The organism is Streptomyces sp. V2I9 (assembly GCF_030817475.1).
Taxonomy (GTDB): Bacteria; Actinomycetota; Actinomycetes; order Streptomycetales; family Streptomycetaceae; genus Streptomyces.
Genome location: NZ_JAUSZJ010000002.1, coordinates 6,489,664 through 6,511,945, shown reverse-complemented (window position 1 = coordinate 6,511,945; position 22,282 = coordinate 6,489,664). Strand labels below are relative to the sequence as shown.

Here is a 22,282-nt window from a genome sequence, read left to right as displayed (position 1 = left end):
CGCACCGGACCTGTCACCGAACCCCGCACCGTCCGTCGTGGTCCGGCCGCCGTGCCCCGGTGGCCGGCCATGACCGGGCGGCGAACCCACCCGGAGCAACGGTCGTGCGGCCGTTGCTCCGGGCACCGCGCCCCAGGAGCGTCTGTATGTACCTTGCCGCCGGCAGAGCCCGTCCACCGGACGGCCCCGCCCCCGACCGGACACCCCCAGCCGCACGACCCGCCGGGCGAAGGCGCCTCACCGGCACCGTCGTCGCGCTCGGCGCGGTCAGTCTCGTCACCGACATCTCGTCCGAGATGGTCACCGCCGTCCTGCCTCTCTATCTCGTCCTGGGCCTGGGACTCAGCCCCCTGCAATTCGGCTTTCTCGACGGCCTCTACAACGGCGTCACCGCCTTCGTCAGACTCGCCGGCGGGCACGCGGCCGACCGCTGGCAGCGGCACAAGCTCGTCGCCGGCACCGGATACGCGCTGTCCACCGTCTGCAAACTCGGACTCCTCCTCGCGGGCAGCTCCACCCCCGCCCTCTCCGCCACGCTCGCGGCCGACCGGGTCGGCAAAGGCGTACGGACGGCACCGCGCGACGCACTGATCTCGCTGAGCTGCGACGAGCGGGACCTCGGCCGGGCCTTCGGAGTGCACCGGGCCATGGACACCACGGGCGCCATGCTCGGCCCGCTCGTCGCCTTCGCCGTCCTGTGGGCGACCGTCGACGCCTACGACGCCGTGTTCGTCGTCAGCTTCTGCTTCGGTCTGCTGGGGGTGTTCATCCTCTTCGCGTTCGTCCCCGGCCGCGAAGCCACGCCGGCACGCCCGCCGGGAGCCGCGGCGGCCACCCTGCGGGAAACCCTGCGCCTCTTCCGTGTCCCCGCCTTCCGCAGGATCCTTCTCGCGGCCACGGCGCTCGGCCTCGTCGGCGTGGGAGACGGGTTCCTCTACCTCGTCCTGCAGAAACGGCTCGCCCTCGACGTGGAGTACTTTCCGCTGCTCCCGCTCGGCAGCGCGGCCATCTACCTGCTGCTCGCCGTGCCGTTCGGGCGGGCCGCCGACCGGATCGGCCGCCGCGTCCCCTACCTGCTGGGCCATGGCGCACTGCTCGGGGTGTACGTCGCCCTGTTCTCCCCGGTGGCCGGCTGGCCGCTCACGATCCTGGTCCTCGTCCTGCACGGCGCGTTCTACGCCGCGACCGACGGGGTCCTCATGGCGCTCGGCGGACCGGTCGTACCGGCGGACCGGCGTGCGGGCGGGATGGCCCTGCTCCAGACAGGCCAGAGCGTCGGCCGCCTGTTCGCGTCCGTCGGGTTCGGAGCCGTCTGGACGGTATGGGGCATGGACCACGCCCTCGTCCTGGCCACCGTCGCCCTCGGCGCCGTCCTCGTCCTCGCCTGCTTCCTCCTGCCGGCCGCGCCCCCTCCCGCCGGCCACGCCCCCGTCACCGCCCCGGAGCCCTCATGAGCCTGCCTCCCCTCTCCCTTCGCGCGCGGATCACCGCTCTCACGGCGGCCACCGCCGTGCTGGCGGCCGTCGCCGTCGGCTACACGGTCGCGGCGGCCGACGACGACGGCCGGAAGCCGGATTCCGCCGCCGCGGGCGTCACCCTCGACGAGGCGCCCGGCCTGTACCACGCGGCGCGGAAGGGCGACGTGCTCGCGGCGCCGTACAGCCCTTCCGGCACGGGAACGGCCGCCGGGGCGCGGAGCAGGAACACCGGGCTGTCGTGCGACCGCTTCTACGCGAGCGGAGCGTCGGCCGTCTGTATCTCGAGCCACCCCGGCCTCGCGCAGAAGACGAAGGTGCGCGTCCTCGACCGCAAGCTGAACACCCGCAAGACCGTCGTGGTCGGCGGCATACCCAACCGGGCGCGGGTCTCCCCGTCGGGGCGGATGGTCGCCTGGACGCTGTTCGTCAGCGGCGACTCGTACGCCTCGTCGTCCTTCTCGACGAGGACCGGCATCCTCGACACCCGGACCGGATACCTGGTCAAGAACGTGGAGACGCTCCAGCTGTACCTCGAAGGGCGGCGCTACCACGCGCCGGACGTGAACTACTGGGGCATCACCTTCGCGGACGACGACAACCGCTTCTACGCCACGGTGGCCACCAAGGGGAAGACGTACCTGGTCGAGGGCGACATGAAGACGTGGAAGGCCCGCACGCTGCGCCGGAACGCCGAGTGCCCGTCCCTGTCGCCCGACGGCACCCGGATCGCCTTCAAGAAGAGGGTCCGCGAGGGGGCCCGCGACCCGTGGCGGCTGCATGTCCTGGACCTGAGGACGATGCGTGAGACCCCCGTCGCCGAGACGCGCAGCGTCGACGACCAGGCGGCGTGGCTGGACGCCTCCACCCTCGCGTACGCCCTTCCGGGCCGGGCGAAGGGCGCCTCGGACATCTGGACCGTCCCCGCCGGCCCTTCGGCCGCCGGGCCGCGACTGCTCCTGAGCGACGCTTCGTCGCCTTCCATGGTCGTGGCGGGCGGCTGACGGGCCGGCGGGGCAGGGTGCCCGGTGCCGCCGAGCGCCGGGCGCACACCGACCAGCTCCCTACCAGGTGACCCCGAGCCGCCGCGGGCTGCGGGAGGTGGTGCCCGTCCGCCAGACGACGGCGTCCGCGGGGGCGGCCAGGCGCAGTTCCGGGAAGCGGGCGGCCAGCCGGTGCAGGGCGAGCCGGAGTTCGGTGCGGGCCAGCCAGACGCCCAGGCAGTAGTGGGGGCCCGCGCCGAACGAGAGCGTGGGGGCCTCCAGGGGCGCGAAGAGGTCGTGGAGGGTCGCGGGCGGGAAGACGTCCGGGTCGCGGTTGGCCATGCCGCAGTCGGCGATCACGATCGCTCCGGCCGGGATCGTCACCCCGCCGACCTCGACGTCGGTGGCGGCGTGCCGGGTGCTCCCCCGGTCGTCGCCCAGCGGGACGAGGTGGACGAGCCGGTCCACGACGCGTCCGGCGGCCTCCTCGTCGGCGCCGATGCGGGGCCAGGTCTCACGGCGTTCGCCCAGGAGATAGAGCAGCGCGTTGCCGAGCATGGTCATCGTGCTGTCGTGGCCGCCGACGACCAGCCCGCACACCAGGCTGACCAACTGCGCCTCGGGTAGGGCCCCTTCCTCGTCGGCCGCTGCGACGATGCCGCTGACCAGGTCGTCGCCGGGCGTCCGGCGCCGCTCGGCCAGGAGGTCCGCGCCGAAGGCGCTGAACTCCGCGAGGGCGGCGGCCACGTGCTCGCCGTCGTGGGTGCCGTCGGAGAAGGCGTGCTCGCTCCAGTGCCGCATCCGGCTCCAGGCGGACTCGTCCAGGCCCATCAGCCGGCTGATCACCGCCACCGGCAGCGGGAGGGCGAACTCCCCCACCACGTCGACGGGTTGCTCCCGTGCCTCCAGCCGGTCGAGCAGGTCCTCCACGATCGCGGCGATCCACGGCCGCCAGCGGGCGACGGCCCTCGGGGTGAACGCGCGCCGCAGGGTGCGGCGCAGTCGCAGATGGTCGGGGCCGTCCTGGTTGAACATCAGGTCGGGGTCGTTCACGAGGTCCGGTACGCCGGAGAGGGCCGGCGCGTCCGCCGCGTACAGCCGCGCCCGGCCGAACCGCGGGTCGGAGAGCACCTGGCGGACGTCGGCGTACCGGCTCACCAGCCAGGCGGGGGCGCCGCCGGGCAGTTCGGCGGGCCGGGGCGGTGCGGGTTCCTCGAAGCGGAGACGGTGCATCGGCTCCGGGGCGGGGTGCGTGGGGTCCGTGGGGTCGGCGGTGGTCACAGTGCCTCCCGGTGCGGGGACGTCGGAGCGTGCGGGGAAGGGGCCGCGTCGAGGGGCCGCGCTCAGAGTTCGACGAGCACCTTTCCCCGGTTGGCCGCCCGCTCGGCGTAGAGACTGCCGTACGCGGCGGGGATGCTGTCGAAGCCGTGGTGGAGGGTGTGGTCGAAGGCGACCTCGCCGCGCCGGACGCGGCCGCCGAGGTCGGTGTGGAGGGCCTGCCAGTTCTCCTCGGTGAACCACTCCAGGGAGAAGATGCCGCGCACGGTGGCGCGCGGGAACATCAGGTAGGGCAGCAGCCGGGGGCCGGTGGTCTCGTTGGCGACCTGGGTCGCCCACTGCCAGCACACCGCCACCTTGCTGCCGATGTTGAGCAGGGGGAACACCGCGTCGGTGACCGTACCGCCGAGGTTGTCGAAGTACCGGTCGACGCCGTCCGGGGCGGCCCGCGTGAGCGCCTCGCGCACGGTGTCGGTGTCGTCCCCGTGGCGGTAGACGACCACCGCGTCGAAACCGAGGCCCGTGAGGTAGTCCGCCTTGTCCGGGGACGAGGTGGTGCCGACGACCCGCGCCCCCGCGAGCGCGGCGAGCTGTCCGACGAGGGTGCCCACCGCACCGGAGGCCCCGCTGATCACCAGGGTCTGGCCGGGACTGACCGTCAGGTACTTGGAGAGGGTCCCCCACGCGGTCATACCGGGGCCGCCCAGGACGCTGAGGGCGGTGGGCAGCGGCAGCTCGTCGTCGTACCAGCGGGGGTCGAGTCTGCGGTACGCCGGGAAGACCATGGGGAACGTGCCGGTCTGCCAGAGTTCGGCGGCGCCCGTCGAGATCACATGGGTGCGCCAGCCGCCGAAGCCCTGCACGAGGTCGCCGACGCGGTGGGCGGCACGCGGACCCGCTTCCACCACCTCCATGATCGAGTCTGCGCCCATGTGCCCGCCGAGCGGGGTGTCGAGGGCGATGCCCTGGAGGTAGGGGTCGACCGAGACGTACAGGGTGCGCAGGAGCATCTCGTCGGGGGCGAGGGTGACGTCGACGTTCTCGACGACCTTCTCGTAGACCCGGTCCACGTCGGGGACGCCCTCGACGTGGTCGCGGACCACCCACTTCGCGATCTTCATCGTTTCCTCTCCGGTGGTGCGGCGGGGCGGACGGGCACGGGGATGACCCGGTGGGTCGGTGGGGGTGCGGTGCGGTCGAGCGACGCGGTGAAGGGCTTGCCGTCGTCGCGGCAGACGAACTGCATGACGTGGCGGCCGGCCGCGGCGGCGCGGATGAGGCCGCCGGTGGTGGCCCAGACGCCGGACTGATAGAAGTTCCGCAGTCCGGGCAGGCCGGGCCCGTGCTTCTTGATCAGCTCCTCCAGGGTCTCGCCGCTCTCGACGAAGGGCTGCCAGCCGAGGACGGTCCCGTCGTAGTTGCCGGTGTAGCGGACCTGGGTGAGGGGGCTGGAGACGTCGCGGACGACGATCGCGTCCCGCAGGCCGGGGTGGCGCTGCTCCAGGAAGTCGATGAGCGCCTCGCGGGCCCGCCGCTTCGCCGCGTAGTAGCCGCGCCCGTGGCGTACCGGCAGGGTGTGCAGCTTCTGGCCGCCCCGGGTGCGGGTGACCTGTTCGGGGCCCTCGTCCAGGGCGCGCCAGGGGGCGATGTCGCAGAAGTAGGTGGCGTAGACGACGGTGGTGCCCTCCGGGGACAGCTCGGGGTAGTGGCGGCTGCGGAACTGGACGTTGACGCTGGGATGGCGGATGCCGGTCAGCTCAGCCGCCATCGCCTCGTCGATGAGGTGCGTCGTGCAGGGGTCCCCCTCGGGGAACGGGCGGGAGAGGCCGAGGAAGAGGGTGAAGTAGCCGGGGAAGACCATGCCGGGTTCGTGGATGGTCTCGGTGTAGAGCTTGCGGTAGTCCTCGCCCAGGTACGCGCCGTCCAGGAACTTCATGGTGGTGGTGTAGCCGTCGCAGGCGGACACGACGATGTCGGCGCGCATTTCCCCGCCGTCGCTGAGCCGGACGCCGACCGCCCGGTCGTCCTCGACGATCACCGACTCGACCTTCGTGTTGTACGTGACCTCGCCGCCGAGGCGGCGGTAGCGGGCCTCGATGGACTCGGCGAGACCCAGGGAGCCGCCCTCGGGGACGCCCGCGGAGAGGTTGGCGTGCGAGGCGAGCTGGAAGTGGAACGGGAGGACGGGGAAGGCCGGGTGCTTCTCGTACAGGATGAAGTTGAACGCCTCCCGGAGGAGCGGGTCCGTGAACTTCTGGGAGAAGTCGGTCATCAGGACGGTGATCGTGGTGCGGACCGCGTTGACGTACGGGAGGAAGGAGGCGAGCATCCGCCAGCGCTCCACGCGTCCCATCAGTCCGACGGGCTTGAGGAAGGGGTAGACCGCGAGCGCCTTGCGGAAGCTGCGGAGCTGCCGGCAGAACGTGCGCACGAGGCGGGCGTCGGCGGGCGAGATGTCGATGAGGTGGGCTTCGAGGCGGTCCGGGTCGGAGTAGAAGTGGACGGCCCGTCCGTCCGTGCCGCGCACGATGTTGAAGACGTCGAAGTGGCGGATCTCCTTGCCCTGGAGGGCGCCGAGCTCCAGCCAGATCTGGTGCATCTCGTTGCCGGGTCCGCTGCCGAGGAGCCAGCTGACGCAGGCGTCCAGGGTGAAACCGCCGCGCTCCCAGGCGGTGCAGCAACCGCCGGGGATCTCGTGCATCTCCAGGATGCGGGTCCGGTAGCCGTTCATCTGGGCGTAGCAGCCGGTGGAGAGGCCGCCGAGCCCCGCCCCGATGATGATCATCGTCTCCCTGGGCCGGTCGCCGCCCGTCCCCGAGGCGGTGGCACGGCCGCTCATGAGTCCTTCCTCTCCCGTGCGGACCACCGGTCGAGCTGGGGCAGGTGCCCCAGCTTTCCGGGGTGCCAGGGCTCGCTCCCCTTGCTCTCCCACGCCCGGAATTCCAGTCCGAGTTCGCGGCAGAGGTACTGGACGGCGAAGCGGCCGGTGGAGGCGGCCCGGATCAGTCCGCCCATGCCGACCCACTGCCCGGCCATGGAGAAGCCGCTCAGTCCGGGCAGCCGCATCCGGTCCTTGCCGACCAGGCGGGCGGCGACGTCGTCGGCGTCGGAGAATGCCTTCCAGGCGAGGATGGAGCCGTTGAGGTTGCCGGTGTAGCGGTGGGTGGTGGCGGGGGTGGCGACCTCGACGATGTCGATGCGGTCGGCGGTGCCGGGGGTGCGGCGCTCCAGGAAGTCCCGGACGAAGTCGGCGACTTCGCGCTTGCGCCGGCGGTACTCCTTGCGGTCCCTGGTGCGCAGGTTCTTCCAGTGGGCGTAGTCGCTGAAGTAGGTGCAGTGCAGGACGGAGTGGCCCGGCGGTGCGAAACCGTCGGAGTAGCGGGAGCGGGCCTGGACGACGAGGCTGTCCTGGAGGGCACCGGGGAGGTGGGCCGCGTCGTCGGGGGCCAGGAGGTGGGTGGTGCTGTGCGCCTCGGCGGGGTCCGGATCGCCGCGCAGGCCGACGAAGGCGGAGACGACGGCGGGGAAGAGGGTTCCGGGGCGGTGGAGGAGGTCGGTGTAGAGCTTGTCGATGCGGGGTCCGGTGTACCGGCCGCCGAGCAGCCCGTAGACGGTGGTGTGGCCGTCGCAGGCGGAGACCACGTGTTCGGCGAAGTACCTTTTTCCGTTGCGGAGTTCGATGCCGATGGCCCGGTCGTTCTCGACGAGGACGCGTTCGGTGCGGGCCCGGTAGGTGATCGTGCCGCCCAGGCCCCGGTAGCGTTCCTCGATCGAGCGGGCAAGTCCGAGCGAACCGCCCTGGGGGAAGCCCGCGTTGCCGTGGTGGGCGGCCGCCATGTTGAAGAGGTACGGCAGCAGGGGGAATCCCTCCGGGTCCTGGAAGAAGATGTTGCGGAACGCCGTGCGCAGCAGCGGGTCCTGGAACCGGTCGGCGAAGGTGTGCATCGGGGTGGCGGCGGTCCGCCAGAACAGCCGGAACGCGGGCAGCACCGTGCGCAGGGTCCGCGCCCTCTCCCGTGCGGTCCGCAGGGCGGGCGCGGTCAGGAACGGGTACAGCTCGATGTCGATGAAGCGTCGCAGGTCGCGGGTGAAGGCCCGGATGAGGGGGCCGTCGGCGGGTGAGACGTCCAGGAGGTGGGCCTCCAGGCGGTCGGGGTCGTTGTAGAAGAACACCGACCGGCCGGAGGGATCCTCGACCTTGTTGAACAGCTCGAAGTTGGTGACGGACTTGCCGTCCAGCGCACCGAGTTCGGCCCACACCTGGTGCGCGTCGTTGCCGGGGGCGGTGCCGATGAGCCATTCGATGCAGTAGTCGAAGAGGTAGCCGTCGCGCGACCAGGCGGTGCAGCAGCCGCCCGGCAGCACGTGCTTCTCGAAGACACGGGTCCTGGCCCCGCTCATCTGCGCGTAGCAGCCGGTGGAGAGGCCGGCCACGCCCGCGCCGACGACGATGACGCGGGGCGGGGCGCCGGGGGCGCGTTCCCTCGTGGTCCAGTCGGTGGAGTCGTCATCCGCCATGGGGCGCGCCCCCCGTGAGGGTGGAGCGCACCAGCTCGGCGTTGCGCGCCAGGTGTTCGGCGTCGAGCATGTCGGCGTGGACCCCGGAGCCGCGGAGGACGGCGGTGGCCCCGGTGGAGCTGCCGTGCCAGGTGCCGTGCTCCCCGGCCGCGTAGAGGGCGGACTTCTCCTCGTCGGTGATGACGGTGACCGTCGCGGCGACGGTGCCGGTGTTGGGGGTGCGCCCGCAGAAGGCGAGGTACTCGGCGGCGTGGGCGAGGGTCTCGTGGGTGACGGCCTCGGACCCGGTGTGTTTGCGTACGTGGTCGGCGAGTTCGGCCTCGAAGGCGGCGATGCCGGAGGCGTCCGGTTCGTAGGCGGTGAGGATGCGGCGGGAGTCGATGATGACGACGTGGGCGACGCTGCGGCCGCGCCTCTCGAGTTCCTTGGCGGTCTCGAAGGCGAGGTTGCCGCCGAGGGAGTAGCCGAGGAGCAGGTAGGGGCCGTCCGGCCGGTCGGCCTCGATGAGGTCGGCGTACCGGGCCGGCTTGTCGTCACCGGGGAGGTAGTTGAAGCCGATGACGGCGAGGCCGGGAAGGTGGGCGGCGAGACCGCGGTAGACGAGTCCGTGGCCGCCGGCGGGCGGGAAGCAGAAGAGCGCGGTGTCCTGTCCGGGGTTGAAGGTGAGGCTGGGCAGTTCCTCGGCGCTCGCTCCGAGCAGGACGTCCTCGACGGTGGCGGCCATCCCGTGCAGGGTGGTGACCTGGTAGAGCCTGCTGACGGGGACGCCGACGCCGAACTCGGTGCGCAGGTGGTGGAGGAGTTCGATGAGTTTGATCGAGCTGCCGCCGAGTTCGAAGAAGTCGTCCTCCAGACCGATCTGTTCGCGGCCGAGGAGGGTCTTCCAGTGCCGGGCGAGGCTGATCTCGTAGAGCGTGACGGGTTCCTCGTGGGGCCGGTCGCCGGCTCCGGCGCGGGGGGCGGGCAGGGCGGCCGTGTCGACCTTGCCGTTGGCGGTCAGCGGCAGGGCGGGCAGCTCGGTGAAGTGGGACGGGATCATGTACGAGGGCAGGGAGCGGGCGAGGTGGCGGCGCAGGGCCCGGACGTCCAGGGTCGCGCCGGCCTCCGGCACGCAGTAGGCGCACAGGGCCGCGTCTCCCCCGGTGTCGGTGCGTACGGTGACGACGGCGCGGGTGAGCCGGGGCCACTGGGCGAGGTGCGTCTCGATCTCGCCGATCTCGATGCGGTGGCCGCGCAGCTTGACCTGGCCGTCGGTGCGGCCGAGCAGGTGGACCCGGCCGTGCGCGTCCCAGCGGGCGATGTCACCGGTGCGGTAGAGCCGTTCGGGGCGGGCGTCGGCAGCCCCGGAGAGCGTCCGGGTGACGAAACGCTCGGCGGTCTGCCCGGGGTCTCCGGCGTAGCCGAGGGCGACGCCGTCGCCGCCGATCCAGAGTTCGCCGGGCACGCCGGGCGGGACCGGTTCGCCGTGGGCGTCGAGGATGTGCAGGACGCTGTTGGACAGGGGCCGGCCGATCGGGACCATCGTGCCGGGTTCGAGGTCGTCGACGGGCCCCTCGAAGCAGGCGCTGTCGATGGTGGCCTCGGTGAGGCCGTAGGAGTTGACGAGGCGGGTGCCGGGTCCGCACAGCTCGGCCAGCCGCCGGTACTCCCCCACGTTCCAGGCGTCCGAACCGACCACCAGGAGCCGCAGGAAGTCCAGCCGCAGCCCTTCCCGTTCGCAGTGGTCCATCAGACCGCGTACGACGGCGGGCACGAACTCCGCGCAGTCCACCCGCTCCTGACGCATCGTGCGGTACAGCCGGGTCGTGTCGAAGAGGAGGTCGCGGTCGGCCAGGACGAGCGTGCCGCCCGAGCAGAGGGCGCGCACCAGGTCGCCCGTGAACACGTCGAAGGCCGGTTCGGCCATCTGGAGGTGGGTGCGGACCTCGGTCTCCAGCCGGTATTCCTGGCGCCATGCACCGTAGGCGGAGGCGAGGTTGCGGTGGCTGACGCGAACGGCCTTGGGCCGGCCGGTGGAACCGGAGGTGGTGATGATGTAGGCGGGCGCGTCCGGGTCGGTCGCGCACGGTGCCCCGGCGGGGTGCGACGGGGTGCCGCGGAGCGCGGCGAGGGTGAGCGTCGGGGCGGCCGGGTCCCTCGTCCGCCCGTTTCCGGCTCCGTCCTCGACGAGGACCAGTTCCGCGCCGGTGGCCGACACGAGCCGGGCGAGCCGGTCGGCGGGCTGGTCGGGGCGGAGCGGGAGGTAGGCCGCGCCGGTCTTGAGGACGGCGAGCAGGGCGACGATCAGCTCGGGTGACTTCTCCAGGCACAGCACCACCACCGAGCCCTCGCCGACACCGAGCGTCCGCAGCCGGGCGGCGGTGTCCTCGGCCCGCCGGTCCAGCTCCGCGTAGGTCAGCCGGTACGCGTCCCCGTGCGGGGAGGGCAGGATGACGGCGGTGGTCTCGGGGTGGTCGGCGGCGGCACGGGCGATCACGGCGTGGACCGGGGTGAACGGCTCGTCCTCCCGGTGGCCGGGGAGCGGCAGGGCCGGGAGGCTCCACTCCCCCACGAGCCGCTCGCGCTCGTGGTCCCCGAGCATCTCCAGGCGGGAGGCGGGCCGTTCGCCCGGCACACGGGTCATGCGGTCCAGAAGACGGGTGTAGTGGGCGGCCATGCGGCGCATGGTCTCGGGGAGGAAGAGGTCGGTGTTGTACTTGAACACGCAGTGGAAGCGGCCCTCGGCCTCGTCCTCGTAGGCGGACAGGGTTATGTCGAACTGCCCCTCCTCCTCGGGTAGTTCGATGTACTCCAGCCGGTAGCCGTACTGTTCGGCCGCGACCTTGTGGGTGAGGAGGATGAACATCGCCTGGAAGACGGCGGAGCGGCTGGGGTCGTGCTGGAGGCCCAGCTCCTCGACGAGGAGGACGAAGGGGTACTCCTGGTTGTCCAGGCCGCCGAGCACCGTACGGCGGACCTGTTGCAGCAGTTCGGCGACGGTCGGGTCACCGGACAGGTCGGCGTGCAGGGGCAGCGGGTTGACGAAGTAGCCGTACACCGAGGCGAAGTCCTGCCGGGTGCGGCCGGTCACCGGGCTGCCGACGACGAGGTGGTCCTGCCCGGAGTAGCGGTGCAGCAGGAGGTAGTAGGCGCTCAGCAGCACCATGAACGGCGTGACGCCGTGCGCACGGGCCAGGGTGTGGACGCGGGCGCTCAGTTCGTCGTCCAGGACGAAGAACGCGGAGGCCCCGTTGTGGGTCTGGACCGCCGGGCGCGGCTTGTCGACGGGGAGGTCCAGCAGCGGGACCTCGTCCGGCAGGTGCGAGCGCCAGTAGTCGAGCATGCCGGCCGCCTCGGGCCCGGCCAGGAAGGTGTTCTGCTGGTTGAGGAAGTCGAGGTAGCGGGCCTCGACCGGTGGGAGCTGGGGCTCCTGGTTGCGCCGCAACGCCTCGTAGACGCTGAGGAGTTCCTCGATGAAGGTGAAGGTGGAGATGGCGTCGGAGACGATGTGGTGGACGGCCTTCATGATGATCCAGCGGTCCGGTGCGCGCTTGAAGAGGCGGAAGCGGACCAGGGGGTCGTGGGCCAGGTCGTAGGGCTTGCGGTACTCCTGGACGATCGTGGCGTGGATGGTCTCCCAGTCCTCGCCCTGGACGTCGAAGAGGGCGAGGTCGCTCGGGGCGTCCTCGGAGACCCGCTGCACGGCTTGGCCGTCCACCAGGTGGAAGGTGGTGCGGAGTGCGGGGTGGCGGGCGATGAGGCGGCGGACGGCCTCGAACATCAGGTCGGGTTCGAGGGCGGCGTTCACCTCGACGGCTCCGCCGATGTTGTACGCGTAGCCGTCGGGGTTGAGGTGCTTGAGGAACCAGAGCGCCTTCTGGTTCTGGGTCAGCGGGTACTCCCGCTCGTCGGTGTGGAGTTCGACCGCGCCGGCCGCTCCGCCTCCTCCGTCCGCCGAGGCCAGGGCGGCGAGGCCGTCGTGGAGCTGGGCGGAGAGCTCTCCGGCGGGGGTGCCGCTGAGCAGGGCGACCACGGGCAGGGCGACACCGAGTTCGGCGTGGATACGGGCCCGCAGTTCCATGGCGAGGAGCGAGTCGAGGCCGAGTTCGCCGAGGCCGGTGGCGGGGTCGATGCGGTCGGCTCCGGTCCGCAGCACGGCGGCCGAGAGCGCGGCGAACCGCTCGGTGACCAGGGTGCGGCGGGTCTCCCCGTCGGCGGCGCGGAACGTGTCGAGGAATCCGCCGCCGGAGACGGCGCCGGCGGGCGGCGCGGCGGCTGCCGCGAGCTCGGCGACCAGCGGCGGCGGTGACGGGTACCAGGCGAGGAAGACCGGCCAGTCGACGACGGTGGCGACGACCAGCTGGGCGTGGTCCTGGCCGATGACGCGTTCCAGGACGGCCATGCCGGCCTCCGGGGAGAGCGAGCTCATGCCCCGGCTGTGCAGGTAGTGGTCGACCAGGCCGAGTTCCTCGATCATGCCGGTGGCCCAGGGCCCCCAGTCCAGGCTGAGTCCGGGCAGACCCAGCGCGCGGCGGTGGTGGGCGAGGGAGTCCAGGAAGGCGTTCCCGGCGGCGTAGTTGGTCTGGCCCGCGGTGGTCAGCAGCGAGGCGATCGACGCGAAGAGCACGAAGTGGTCGAGGGGTTCGTCCCGCAGGTGCCGGTGCAGGAGGTGGGCGCCGACGGTCTTGGGGTCGTGCACGGCGTCGAAGGCGGCCCGGTCGAGCTCGGCGACGAGCGTGTCGCGGACCTGTCCCGCGAGGTGGAACACCCCGCGTACGGGCGGTGCCCCGCTGTGCCGGTGGGCGTCGAGCCACGTGGTCAGGGCGTCCTCGTCGGTGATGTCGAACGCCGCCGGGACGGGCTGCGCGCCGAGCGTCTCCAGTTCGCGGAGCAGGGCCACGGCCCGGCCCTCCGCGGTCGCGGGGTCGGTGCCCGCCCACTTCTCACGGGCCGGGACGGGGGTGCGCCCGACCAGGACGATCCTGCGGGCACCCCGGCGTACGAGGGTGCGGCACAGCAGGCGGCCGAGCGCGCCGAACGCGCCGGTGACCAGGTAGGTCCCGTCGGGCCGCAGGCGCGGCGGCAGCGGGCGGGTCAGGTCCCCGGCGGGACGGAGGCGGCTGGTACGGCGGACGCCGTCGCGCAGCGCGATCTCCTCCTCGTCGTCGCTCAGCACCTCCGCCAGGAGTGCCGCGGCCTCGACGCGGTCACCGTCGCGCCCGGGCCGCCGGCGCGGGTCGAGGTCGATGAGCTTGCCGGGGTGGTCGGTCAGCTCCTGGTGGCGCAGTACGCGGCCGATGCCCCAGGCGGGCGCTCCGAGCGGTTCGGGCCCCTCGCCGGGCCGTGCGGGCTGGGCCCCCCGGGTGACGATGTGCAGACGGCCGCCCCCTCCCCGTGCGGCCAGCAGGCGGGCGAGGGCGACCAGGGAGTACGCGCCCGCTCCGGTGTGGTCGCGCAGAGCGGTGCGGTCGCAGTCGGCGAGGGCGGGCGCGTCGAGGTTCCACAGGTGCAGAACGGCTCCCCGGAAGGGGCCGCCGTCCCGGTCGAGGTCCGCGAACAGACGGCTCAGGTCGGCGTCGGACGCGGGGTCGACGGTGTACGTGGCGCCGTCGCCGGAGGCCGTGTAGGCGGCTCCGGTACGGACCAGGCGGCAGCGTTCGCCGCGGGCGGCGGCCAGGGCGGCGAAGGCGTCCGCGACGCCCCCGTCGTCGGCGAGGAGCAGCCAGTCGTGGGCGGGTGCGGTGGTGGCCGCCGAGGCGGGACGCGCATCGCCCTCGTGGACCGTCGACCCGTCGTGTACGCCGATGGGGTGCCCGTCCCGCCGCTGTCCACCGGCATCCTCGGCGGGCAGCGGCGGGCAGTCGGTCCAGACGGGTTCGGCCAGCCAGGAGTCGATCGTGGTGCGGGCGACGGCGGTGGCGGCCTTCTCCACGTCGGCGGCGCGGAAACCCTGGACGCGGCCGAGCGGGGTGCCGTCGTCGGCGTACAGCGCGATGTCGCCGAGGGTGGTGTCCGCGTCGGCGGCGCGCAGGGTGGCGTGCGCCCAGAACGGCTGGTCCCCCACGGGTTCGAGGGCGACCTCGTCCAGGGAGAGCGGCAGCCTGATTCCGGTGCCGGGTTCGGGGCCCCGGAGGATCAGTGGGGCCAGGAGGGCCTGGAAGCAGGCGTCGAGGAGCACGGGGTGGAGGTGGTGGCCGGCGGCGGCGCCGTCGATCGCGTGGGGCGGGCGGATGCGGGCGAGGACTTCGCCTCCGCCGATCCAGACCTCCTCCAGGGCCTGGAAGGCGGGGCCGTAGTGGTAGCCGAGGGTGGCCAGCGCGGAGTAGCAGTCGGGTCCTTCGAGGTGGCGGAGCGACCTGGCCCGGATCGCGGCGGCGTCCAGCGGGCCGGTGGTGCGGCGACGCTGCCCGGCGCGGACGACTCCGGCGGCGTGCACGGTCCGCTCGCCGTCGTCCCCGGCCGGGGAGGCGATGGTGAAGGCGGCGTTCTCCAGGGAGAGCGACACCTCCACGGTGCGGTCCTCACCGTCCGGCAGGAAGAGCGCCTTGCGCAGGTCGATGTCGGCGAGGGTGGCGGTGGTGCCTCCGGTGAGCCGCAGGACCGCCTGGGCCGCCATCTCCAGGTAGCCGGCGGCGGGGAAGACCACGGTGTCCTGGATGCGGTGGTCCGCGAGGTAGGGCAGGTCCTCGGTGTCCAGGCGGGCCAGCCAGGTGGGTTCGGTGGCGTCGGTCCGGCGGCCGAGGAGCGGGTGGTCGCGGTGGCCGAGGCGGACCTGGGCGACGGTCCGGGGCTCGGTCCAGTGGCGGTCGCGCCGGAAGGGGTGGCGGGGCAGCGTGACCGGGCGGCCGGCGGGCTGGAGCAGGTCCCAGTCGATCGGGACGCCGAGGGTGTGCAGGGAGCCGAGCGAGGCCGCGAAGCGTTCACGCTCGTCCTCGCGGCGGCGGATGGAGGGCAGGGTGAGCCCGGACGCGGAGGCGGCGTCGAGGCATTCGCGGATCGCGTGGCCGAGGACCGGGTGCGGGCCGAGCTCCAGGAAGATCTGGTGGCCGTCGTCGGCGATGCGGTCGACCGCCGACCGGAAGCGCACCCGGTCGCGGACGTTCTTCCACCAGTAGGCGGCGTCCAGTTCCTCGCCCCGCGCGGTTCCCCCGGTCCCGGTGAGGTACAGCGGGACCTGCGCCGGTCGCGGTTCCAACGCGGCCAGCGAGTCGAGGAGTTCGTCCTTGATGCGCTCCATGGCGACGCTGTGGTAGGGCACTTCGACGGTGAGGAACTTCGCGAACTGCTGCTCGGCCCGCAGCTCCTCGGCCAGCAGGGCCAGTGCGGCCTCGTCCCCGGCCAGCGTGATCGCGGTGGGGCTGTTGACGGCGGCGATGGAGACCCGGTCGGCGTAGGGGCGTACCCGGCGCTCCGCCTCGTCCTCGGAGAGGCTGACGGCGAGCATGCCACCGGTCCCGGCCAGGGTCTGCTGGAGCCTGCTGCGGTGCACGGCGATCCTGGCCGCGTCCCGCAGGGAGTAGACCCCGGCCTCGTGGAAGGCGGCGATCTCGCCGGTGCTGTGGCCGACCACGGCGTCGGGACGCACCCCGTGGGACCGCCACAGGGCGGCCAGGCCGACCTGGAGGGCGAAGTTCGCGGGCTGGGCGAGCCAGGTCTCGCTCATCCGGGAGGCCTGCTCGTCGGCGGTCATCTCTTCGATGAGGGACCAGTCGGCGAACTCGCGCATCGCCCCGTCGCACGCGAGGACCGCGTCACGGAAGACCGGTTCCCGTTCGAGGAGTTGGCGGCCCATGCCCCACCACTGGGGGCCCATGCCGGTGAAGACCTGGACGATTCCGCGGTCGGCGGCGTCCCGCGCCCGGCCGCGGACGACCCGCGGGTGGGGTTCGCCGCGCTGGTGGGCGGCGAGCGCCTCGTCGAGGGAGGCGCGGGTGGAGTAGGCGACGGAGAGCCGCTCGGGCAGGTGCTGGCGGCGGTGGGCCAGGGTGTGGCCGAGGTCGTCGAGGGCCACGGCCGGGCCGTTCTCGCCCGCCAGCTCGGCCCGGATACCGGCCGCCATCTCCGTCAGGGCGTCCGGGCGGCGGGCGCTGAGCGGCAGGATGCTCCAGGCCCGGCCAATGGGTGCGGCCGTGTCCCCGTCCGCCGGGGACGGCGGGGCCGCCGGGGCCTCCTCCAGGACGACATGGGCGTTGGTGCCGCCGAAGCCGAAGGAGTTGACCCCGGCGCGGGCGGGTCCCTCGTGGTCGGGCCAGGCGGTGGGCCGGGTGGGGATCTCGTACGGCAGGGTGGCCGGGTCGATGGCGGGGTTGAGGTTCTCGAGGTTGATGTGGGGCGGGATCATCCGGTGCTTGAGGCTCAGGACGGTCTTGATCAGCCCGGCGACTCCGGCGGCGGATTCGGTGTGACCGATGTTCGTCTTGACCGAGCCGACGTAGGCGCGGGCGCCCGGAGCCCGTCCGATGGCCAGCGCGCGGGCCAGGGCGTTCGCCTCGATCGGGTCGCCGACGGGGGTCGAGGTGCCGTGCGCCTCCATGTACTGGAGGTCGCCGGGGGTGATGCCCGCCTCCGCGCAGACCCGGCGGATGAGGTCGACCTGTGCGTCGGGGCTGGGCACGGTGATGCCGTTGGTGTGGCCGTCCTGGTTGACGCCGCTGCCGAGGATCACCGCGTGGATCCGGTCCCCGTCCCGCACGGCGTCCTCCAGCCGCTTCAGGGCGACCAGGCCGACGCCTTCGGCCCGGACGTAGCCGTCGGCGGCGGCGTCGAACGTACGGGAGCGGCCCTCGGGCGACAGGAATCCGCCCTTCGTCTCGGCCACGGTGTACTGCGGGGCCATGTGCAGCAGGGTGCCGCCGGCCAGCGCGAGGTCGCTCTCCCCGCTGTTCAGCGCCTGGCAGGCGAGGTGGACGGCGACCAGGGAGGAGCTGCAGGCGGTGTCGACGGAAAGGCTGGGGCCGCGGAAGTCGAAGCAGTAGGAGATGCGGTTGGAGACCATCGTCATCATGGTTCCGGTCGCGGTGTGGGCGGCCAGCGAGGTGAAGCCCAGATCGGCGAATTGCAGGATCTTGTAGTCCAGGGTGAAGGCGCCGACGTAGACCGCGACGTTGCCGCCGGCGAGGTCGCCGGGCCGCTGGCCGCCGTCCTCCAGGGCCTCCCAGGCCACTTCGAGCAGCTTGCGCTGTTGCGGGTCCATGTGGTCGGCCTCGCGGGGACTGATGCCGAAGAACGCGGGGTCGAACTCGTCGAAGCCGTCGATGTACCCGCCGCGCCCGCCGATGAGGCGGCCGGGCTTGTCGCGGAACCGGCTGCCGAGCGTACGCACGTCGTACCGGTCGGGCGGGGTGGGCGTGATGCAGTCCTTGCCCGCCACCAGATTTCGCCAGTAGGCGCGGTGGTCCGAGGCGCCACCGGGCAGGCGGCAGCCCATGCCGATGATCGCCACCTTGTTCCGTGCGGCCCGGTTGTTCACGTCGGCCATGCGAACTCCTCTGATCGTGGTGGAGCGTCAGGGGGCGGCGATCACTCCGGGCGGGCGCCCGGCGCGGGTCGGCGCCGCCAGGGATGCAGGAGCGCGGCGAGGATCTCGCCGGTGCCGGGGAAGGATGTGGGGTCGTGGAGGCCGACGGAGGTGGGCTCGCGGCCGGGGTACCAGGTGAAGCTGCCGAAGAGGTGGTCCCAGCACGCCAGGTCGGAGCCGTAGTGGCCGGCTTCGGACAGGTCGGTGCTGTGGTGCAGGCGGTGCTGCTCGGGGCTGGCCAGCAGGTGGTTGAGCGGCCCGATGCGGACGTCGATGTTGGCGTGGACGAAGTAGCCCTGGGCGGCGACGAAGAGCCCCGCCACCAGCACCGCGGGCCGGGAGAATCCGACGAGGGCCAGGGTCAGCTGGACGAGCCCCTGGGCCAGGACGATGTCCAGCACGTGATTGACGCCGTTGTTGGCGACGTTGACCTTCTCCGGAACGTGGTGCACCCCGTGCAGCCGCCAGAGCAGGGCGTTGCGGTGGCCCAGCCGGTGCACGAGATAGCCGGCGAGTGAGCCGGTCAGCAGGGCGCCCGGTATCTCGATCCCGAGGTGGCGGGTCGGTTCCGGTGGCGAGATCAGGCCCACGGCCACCGCGACCAGGAGTTGCGCCAGGCCGCTTCCGGCCATGGTGAGCAGGAACCAGATGCCGTACCAGCGCCATTCACCGGCGTCCGGATGCCAGGTCCGGTCGTGAGGAATCAGCCGTTCCAGGAGAGCCAGATAGGAGATGACCCCGATCAGGAAAAGCGGACTGACCCATGCGGGATCCCACCGCAGCCGCAATGCGGATCCCGCCACGAGAACGACCGCGAGCAGCAGAAGCGGGTATGCGGTGAGCCGGATGATCCGAGCCGGGTAATCACCCACCCTGCCATTCCGGCCACCCGAAAAGGCAGCCGAATAATTTTCGCCATCGGCGGATCTTTCACGCTCGTCCATCCGTGACCCTCCACGAGAGACCTTGCCTAGGAGAGAGATCGCCACATCACATCGGCGCAGATCAGGGGCTGCTGGCGAGTGATGGGCCCGCATCGGTCGCCAGGGCACCGCACTGGCCATTTCCCGACGCCCGGCTTCGATGAATTCCGGCCGTGACGTGAACCGATGCCCCCTGTCCCCATCGGCCCAGATCATCTATTTCCCGATCGCCCGGCTTTAACCGCCCCTCGCTCATCGGAATCGGCGGTCGCTTTCCCCATGAGATCCCCGCGGCGAAAAACCGTGCGGCCGAGGCGGGTTCACCGGCGCGAGACATTCTTTCGTAGGATTATCTTCATGCCGAGATGCGGCGCATTCCGACACCCCGGTACACGACATTCACGCGGAGGCGCACGCATTATCCGGGGGCGGCGCGCCCGCGCGAAATGGGGTGTCTTCCGAGCGCTCCACCGGGGCAGCCCCACCGGCCGGGACCCGCTCGTCCGGGCCCCCGCTCCTTCCGCAGGCCCGCGCGGCCCTGCGATGATCACGGCGAAGTCCGGCGCGCGGCCCGGCACCCGGCCCCCCGCGCAGCCCGGCAGTGAAGTCCGGCCGAACCGAGGAGTCCCCTTGTCGTACGACGTCCGCGCGGTGCGCGCGCAATTCCCCGCCCTGCGGTCCGGCACGGCGCACTTCGACGGTCCGGGCGGCACCCAGACGCCGGCCTCCGTCACCGCCGCGATCGGCGAGGCGATGAGCGGGCCCCTGTCGATCCGGGGCACGGGCCTGCCCGGGGAGGTCAACGCCGAGGCGATCGTCCTCGGATTCCGGCGCGCGATGGCGGATCTGCTGGGTGCGGAGCCGGACGGAATCGTGTTCGGCCGCAGCGCGACCCAGCTCACCTTCGACTTCTCGCGCACCCTGGCCCGCGGGTGGGCTCCGGGCGACGAGGTGGTGGTCAGCCGCCTGGACCACGACGCCAACATCCGCCCGTGGCTGCGGGCGGCCGAACAGGCGGGGGCGATCGTGCGGATGGCCGACTTCGATCCGGCGACCGGAGAGCTGCCGCCGGAGTCCGTCGCCGCCCAGCTCACGGGGCGGACCCGGCTGGTCGCGGTGACCGGCGCGTCCAACCTGATCGGCACCCGTCCGGACATCCCCGCCATCGCCGAACTCGTGCACGGGGCGGGGGCGTTGCTGTACGTGGACGGGGTCCACCTCACGGCCCACCACACCGTGGACGTGGAACGGCTCGGGGCGGACTTCTTCGTCTGCTCCCCGTACAAGTTCTTCGGACCGCACCACGGTGTGCTCGCCGCCCGGCCCGAACTCCTCGACACCCTCCACCCGGACAAGCTGGCCCCGTCCACCGACGCCGTACCGGAGCGCTTCGAACTCGGCACGCTGCCCTACGAGATGATGGCCGGGACCAGCGCGGCGGTGGACTTCATCGCCGGTCTGGGCACGGAGGCCGACGCGCCGGGCGGGCGCCGTGCGCGGCTGCGGTCGGCGTACGCGGCGATCGACGCCCACGAGAGCGCGCTGCGGGAGCGCGTCGAGCGGGAGGTGGCCGAGCTGGGCGGGGTGGCCGTGCGGTCACGGGCCGCCGAGCGCACCCCCACCCTGCTGCTCACCTTCGAAGGCCGGGACCCGGCCGACGCCTATCGCTTCCTCGCACGCTCCGGGGTCCACGCCCCCGCCGGCTCCTTCTACGCCCTGGAGGCGTCCCGCCATCTGGGGCTCGGTGAGACCGGCGGCCTGCGCGTGGGGCTGTCCGCGTACAACGACACGCAGGACGTGGACCGGCTCCTGGCAGGGCTCGCGGACTTCCTGCGCTGAGGCGGCGGCCGGCTCCCGCACCGGCCCGCACCACGATCGGGCGCGCTCGACGGCCCGGCGCCACCGCGCGGGCACGCCTACCGCGCAACCGGCGCGGCGAGTACGTCCACGGCGCGGGCCAGCCCGGAGAGATGACGGGCTCCCGGCGGTCGCCGTCCGGCCCAGCCCGGTCCGGCGACCAGAACGGCGGGCCTCCGCCGCGCGCCCCGTACGCCCCACGCGATGGCCTCCACCCGGTCCACCGTCGCACCGTCAGCCGTGTCCGGGGACTGCGCCCAGAGCACCACCGCGTTCGGCCCGGTACGGCGAACCGCCTCCACCAGCGCCTCGACCGGCAGCGCCGCACCGAACATGCTGACGGGAAGACCCTGGTGGGCCAGGGTGGCGGCAAGCGCCTCCAGGGCCAGCGAATGGGTCTCGCCGGGCACGCAGGCCAGCAGGGAGAGGCCCGCGCCGGGAGAGGGCGACCGCGCCGGCACTCTGCGCAGCGCGCCGGAGACGTGCCACGACAGCAGGTGCTCGACCTCGATGTACCGCTCCCCCGCCGACTCCCACCTCCGGCCCACCGCGTGCAGCACGGGCATGATCACCTCGTCCCACGCGGCCGGCAGGCCGTACCGGTCGAGCGCGGCGGTGAGCAGTTCGTCCATGGCCGGCCCGGCCAGCCGGGCGGCGGCGCGGGCCAGGCCGCGGCACTCCCGGCGGGCCCGGCCCGGCGGAAGCGGTCCGGGAGCCGGTGAGGCGCGTCCCGGCGTCGGGGCCGGGGCAGGGGTCTGCCCGGCGAGGACGGCACGGGCGGCTTCTGCGGGCGGCAGACCCGCGCTCGTGAGCCGGCACATGGCCCGCAGGACGGCGATGTCGGCGGCGGTCCAGCGGCGGTGCCGGCCGTCCTCCCGCGCGGCCGGGCCGAGGCCGTAGCGGCGGTCCCACGAGCGCAGGGTGGTGGGCGCGACGCCCAGGAGGCGGGCCACCGCGCCGGTGGTGAGGCCACCCACCGGCGGCGCCGTGGGCAACAGGTCGCCTGTCGGGTCCATCAACCCACCATACGATGCGAAAACGACGCATGTTGCCGGGCGGGCTGCGGAGCTGTTCGCTGAGGACCGGGCGTGGATCTGCTGCTGTTTCCGCGCTCCGGGACCGCGCCCGCCCGAGCCGTGCGGGCGGGCCCTCCCGTACCGGTCGGACCCCACCCGCAGGAACCGGCCCGCAGGGACTGTGCCCGTGCGGGATGAAGGAGACGGTCATGAAACTGAGGGACGAACTCCCCGTCGATCATCGGCTGGCGAAGGTGTACCGGATGGGCGCGGGGCTGTGCGGCGCCATCCTGGTGACCTTCGGCATCCTCGGCTTCACCCGGAAACTGGGCTTCTTCGACACCAGTGGCGAGAGCATCGCCGGATTGTCCACCAACGGGCTGCTGAGTCTGATCTCGCTGGTGGTCGGCGGGCTGCTCCTCGCCGGAGCCGTCGTGGGCGGCAACGTCGCCTCCACCCTGAACATGACGATCGGCACGCTGTTCGTGCTCAGCGGCTTCGTGCACCTCTTCATCCTCGACCGGTCCGCGAACATCCTGGACTTCGGCATGTCGAACGTCGTCTTCAGCTTCGTGATGGGGCTGCTGATCCTGACGTTCGGGATGTACGGGCGGGTGACCGGCGGGCTGCCGCACGACAACCCGTACTGGCGCCGCCGCCACCCGGAGGAGGCCGAGCGGGAGGCCGACGCCGCCCGCCGGAGTGCGGCGGCGGGCGGCATGCTCGGGCGGTGAGC

Annotated in this window: 11 protein-coding genes; 4 read left to right on the top strand and 7 right to left on the bottom strand. The window is 72.7% G+C overall.

The annotated features are described in order from the left end of the window. Nucleotides 1-146: 146 nt before the first annotated feature. Entirely contained in the window at nt 147-1,454 is a 1,308-nt protein-coding gene (locus QFZ71_RS28235) for an MFS transporter (RefSeq protein ID WP_307670978.1), read from the top strand. After that, nucleotides 1,451-2,479 carry a hypothetical protein gene (locus QFZ71_RS28230; protein ID WP_307670977.1) on the top strand — a complete coding sequence of 343 codons (1,029 nt, stop codon included), beginning with the start codon at nt 1,451-1,453 and terminating at the stop codon, nt 2,477-2,479. Before QFZ71_RS28235 ends, QFZ71_RS28230 begins: the two co-directional genes overlap by 4 nt. Before the next feature lie 60 nt (nt 2,480-2,539). Here QFZ71_RS28230 and QFZ71_RS28225 read toward each other — a convergent pair whose 3' ends face one another. The 6 genes from QFZ71_RS28225 to QFZ71_RS28200 form a co-directional block, all read right to left on the bottom strand. Then, entirely contained in the window at nt 2,540-3,739 is a 1,200-nt protein-coding gene (locus QFZ71_RS28225; RefSeq protein ID WP_307670976.1) for a cytochrome P450, read from the bottom strand. 62 nt (nt 3,740-3,801) lie between these two features. Next, nucleotides 3,802-4,857 (bottom strand): NADP-dependent oxidoreductase, encoded by a 1,056-nt coding sequence (locus QFZ71_RS28220; protein ID WP_307670975.1) that lies wholly within the window; start codon nt 4,855-4,857, stop codon nt 3,802-3,804. Then, nucleotides 4,854-6,575, bottom strand: coding sequence for an NAD(P)/FAD-dependent oxidoreductase (locus QFZ71_RS28215; RefSeq protein WP_307670974.1), 1,722 nt, complete (start codon nt 6,573-6,575; stop codon nt 4,854-4,856). The genes QFZ71_RS28220 and QFZ71_RS28215 overlap by 4 nt, the downstream gene beginning before the upstream one ends. Next, a complete protein-coding gene (locus tag QFZ71_RS28210) occupies nt 6,572-8,254 on the bottom strand; it encodes an NAD(P)/FAD-dependent oxidoreductase (RefSeq protein ID WP_307670973.1) in 1,683 nt (560 codons plus the stop codon). Before QFZ71_RS28210 ends, QFZ71_RS28215 begins: the two co-directional genes overlap by 4 nt. Continuing rightward, nucleotides 8,244-17,711: a non-ribosomal peptide synthetase/type I polyketide synthase gene (locus tag QFZ71_RS28205; protein ID WP_307670972.1), complete on the bottom strand. Its 9,468-nt coding sequence runs from the start codon at nt 17,709-17,711 to the stop codon at nt 8,244-8,246. Before QFZ71_RS28205 ends, QFZ71_RS28210 begins: the two co-directional genes overlap by 11 nt. Nucleotides 17,712-17,752: 41 nt before the next feature. Beyond that, a complete protein-coding gene (locus QFZ71_RS28200) occupies nt 17,753-18,694 on the bottom strand; it encodes a sterol desaturase family protein (RefSeq protein ID WP_307670971.1) in 942 nt (313 codons plus the stop codon). Nucleotides 18,695-19,303: 609 nt separating this feature from the next. On the opposite strand from QFZ71_RS28200, the gene QFZ71_RS28195 reads away from it, so the two are divergent. Next, nucleotides 19,304-20,512 carry a cysteine desulfurase-like protein gene (locus QFZ71_RS28195; RefSeq protein WP_307670970.1) on the top strand — a complete coding sequence of 403 codons (1,209 nt, stop codon included), beginning with the start codon at nt 19,304-19,306 and terminating at the stop codon, nt 20,510-20,512. A 77-nt stretch (nt 20,513-20,589) separates the two neighbouring features. On the opposite strand, the gene QFZ71_RS28190 is transcribed toward QFZ71_RS28195, so the two are convergent. Beyond that, nucleotides 20,590-21,546 (bottom strand): MerR family transcriptional regulator, encoded by a 957-nt coding sequence (locus QFZ71_RS28190; RefSeq protein WP_307670969.1) that lies wholly within the window; start codon nt 21,544-21,546, stop codon nt 20,590-20,592. Between the two features lie 209 nt (nt 21,547-21,755). Here QFZ71_RS28190 and QFZ71_RS28185 point away from each other — a divergent pair, with 209 nt between their 5' ends. Then, entirely contained in the window at nt 21,756-22,280 is a 525-nt protein-coding gene (locus tag QFZ71_RS28185; RefSeq protein WP_307670968.1) for a DUF4383 domain-containing protein, read from the top strand. The last annotated feature ends 2 nt before the right edge of the window (nt 22,281-22,282 follow it).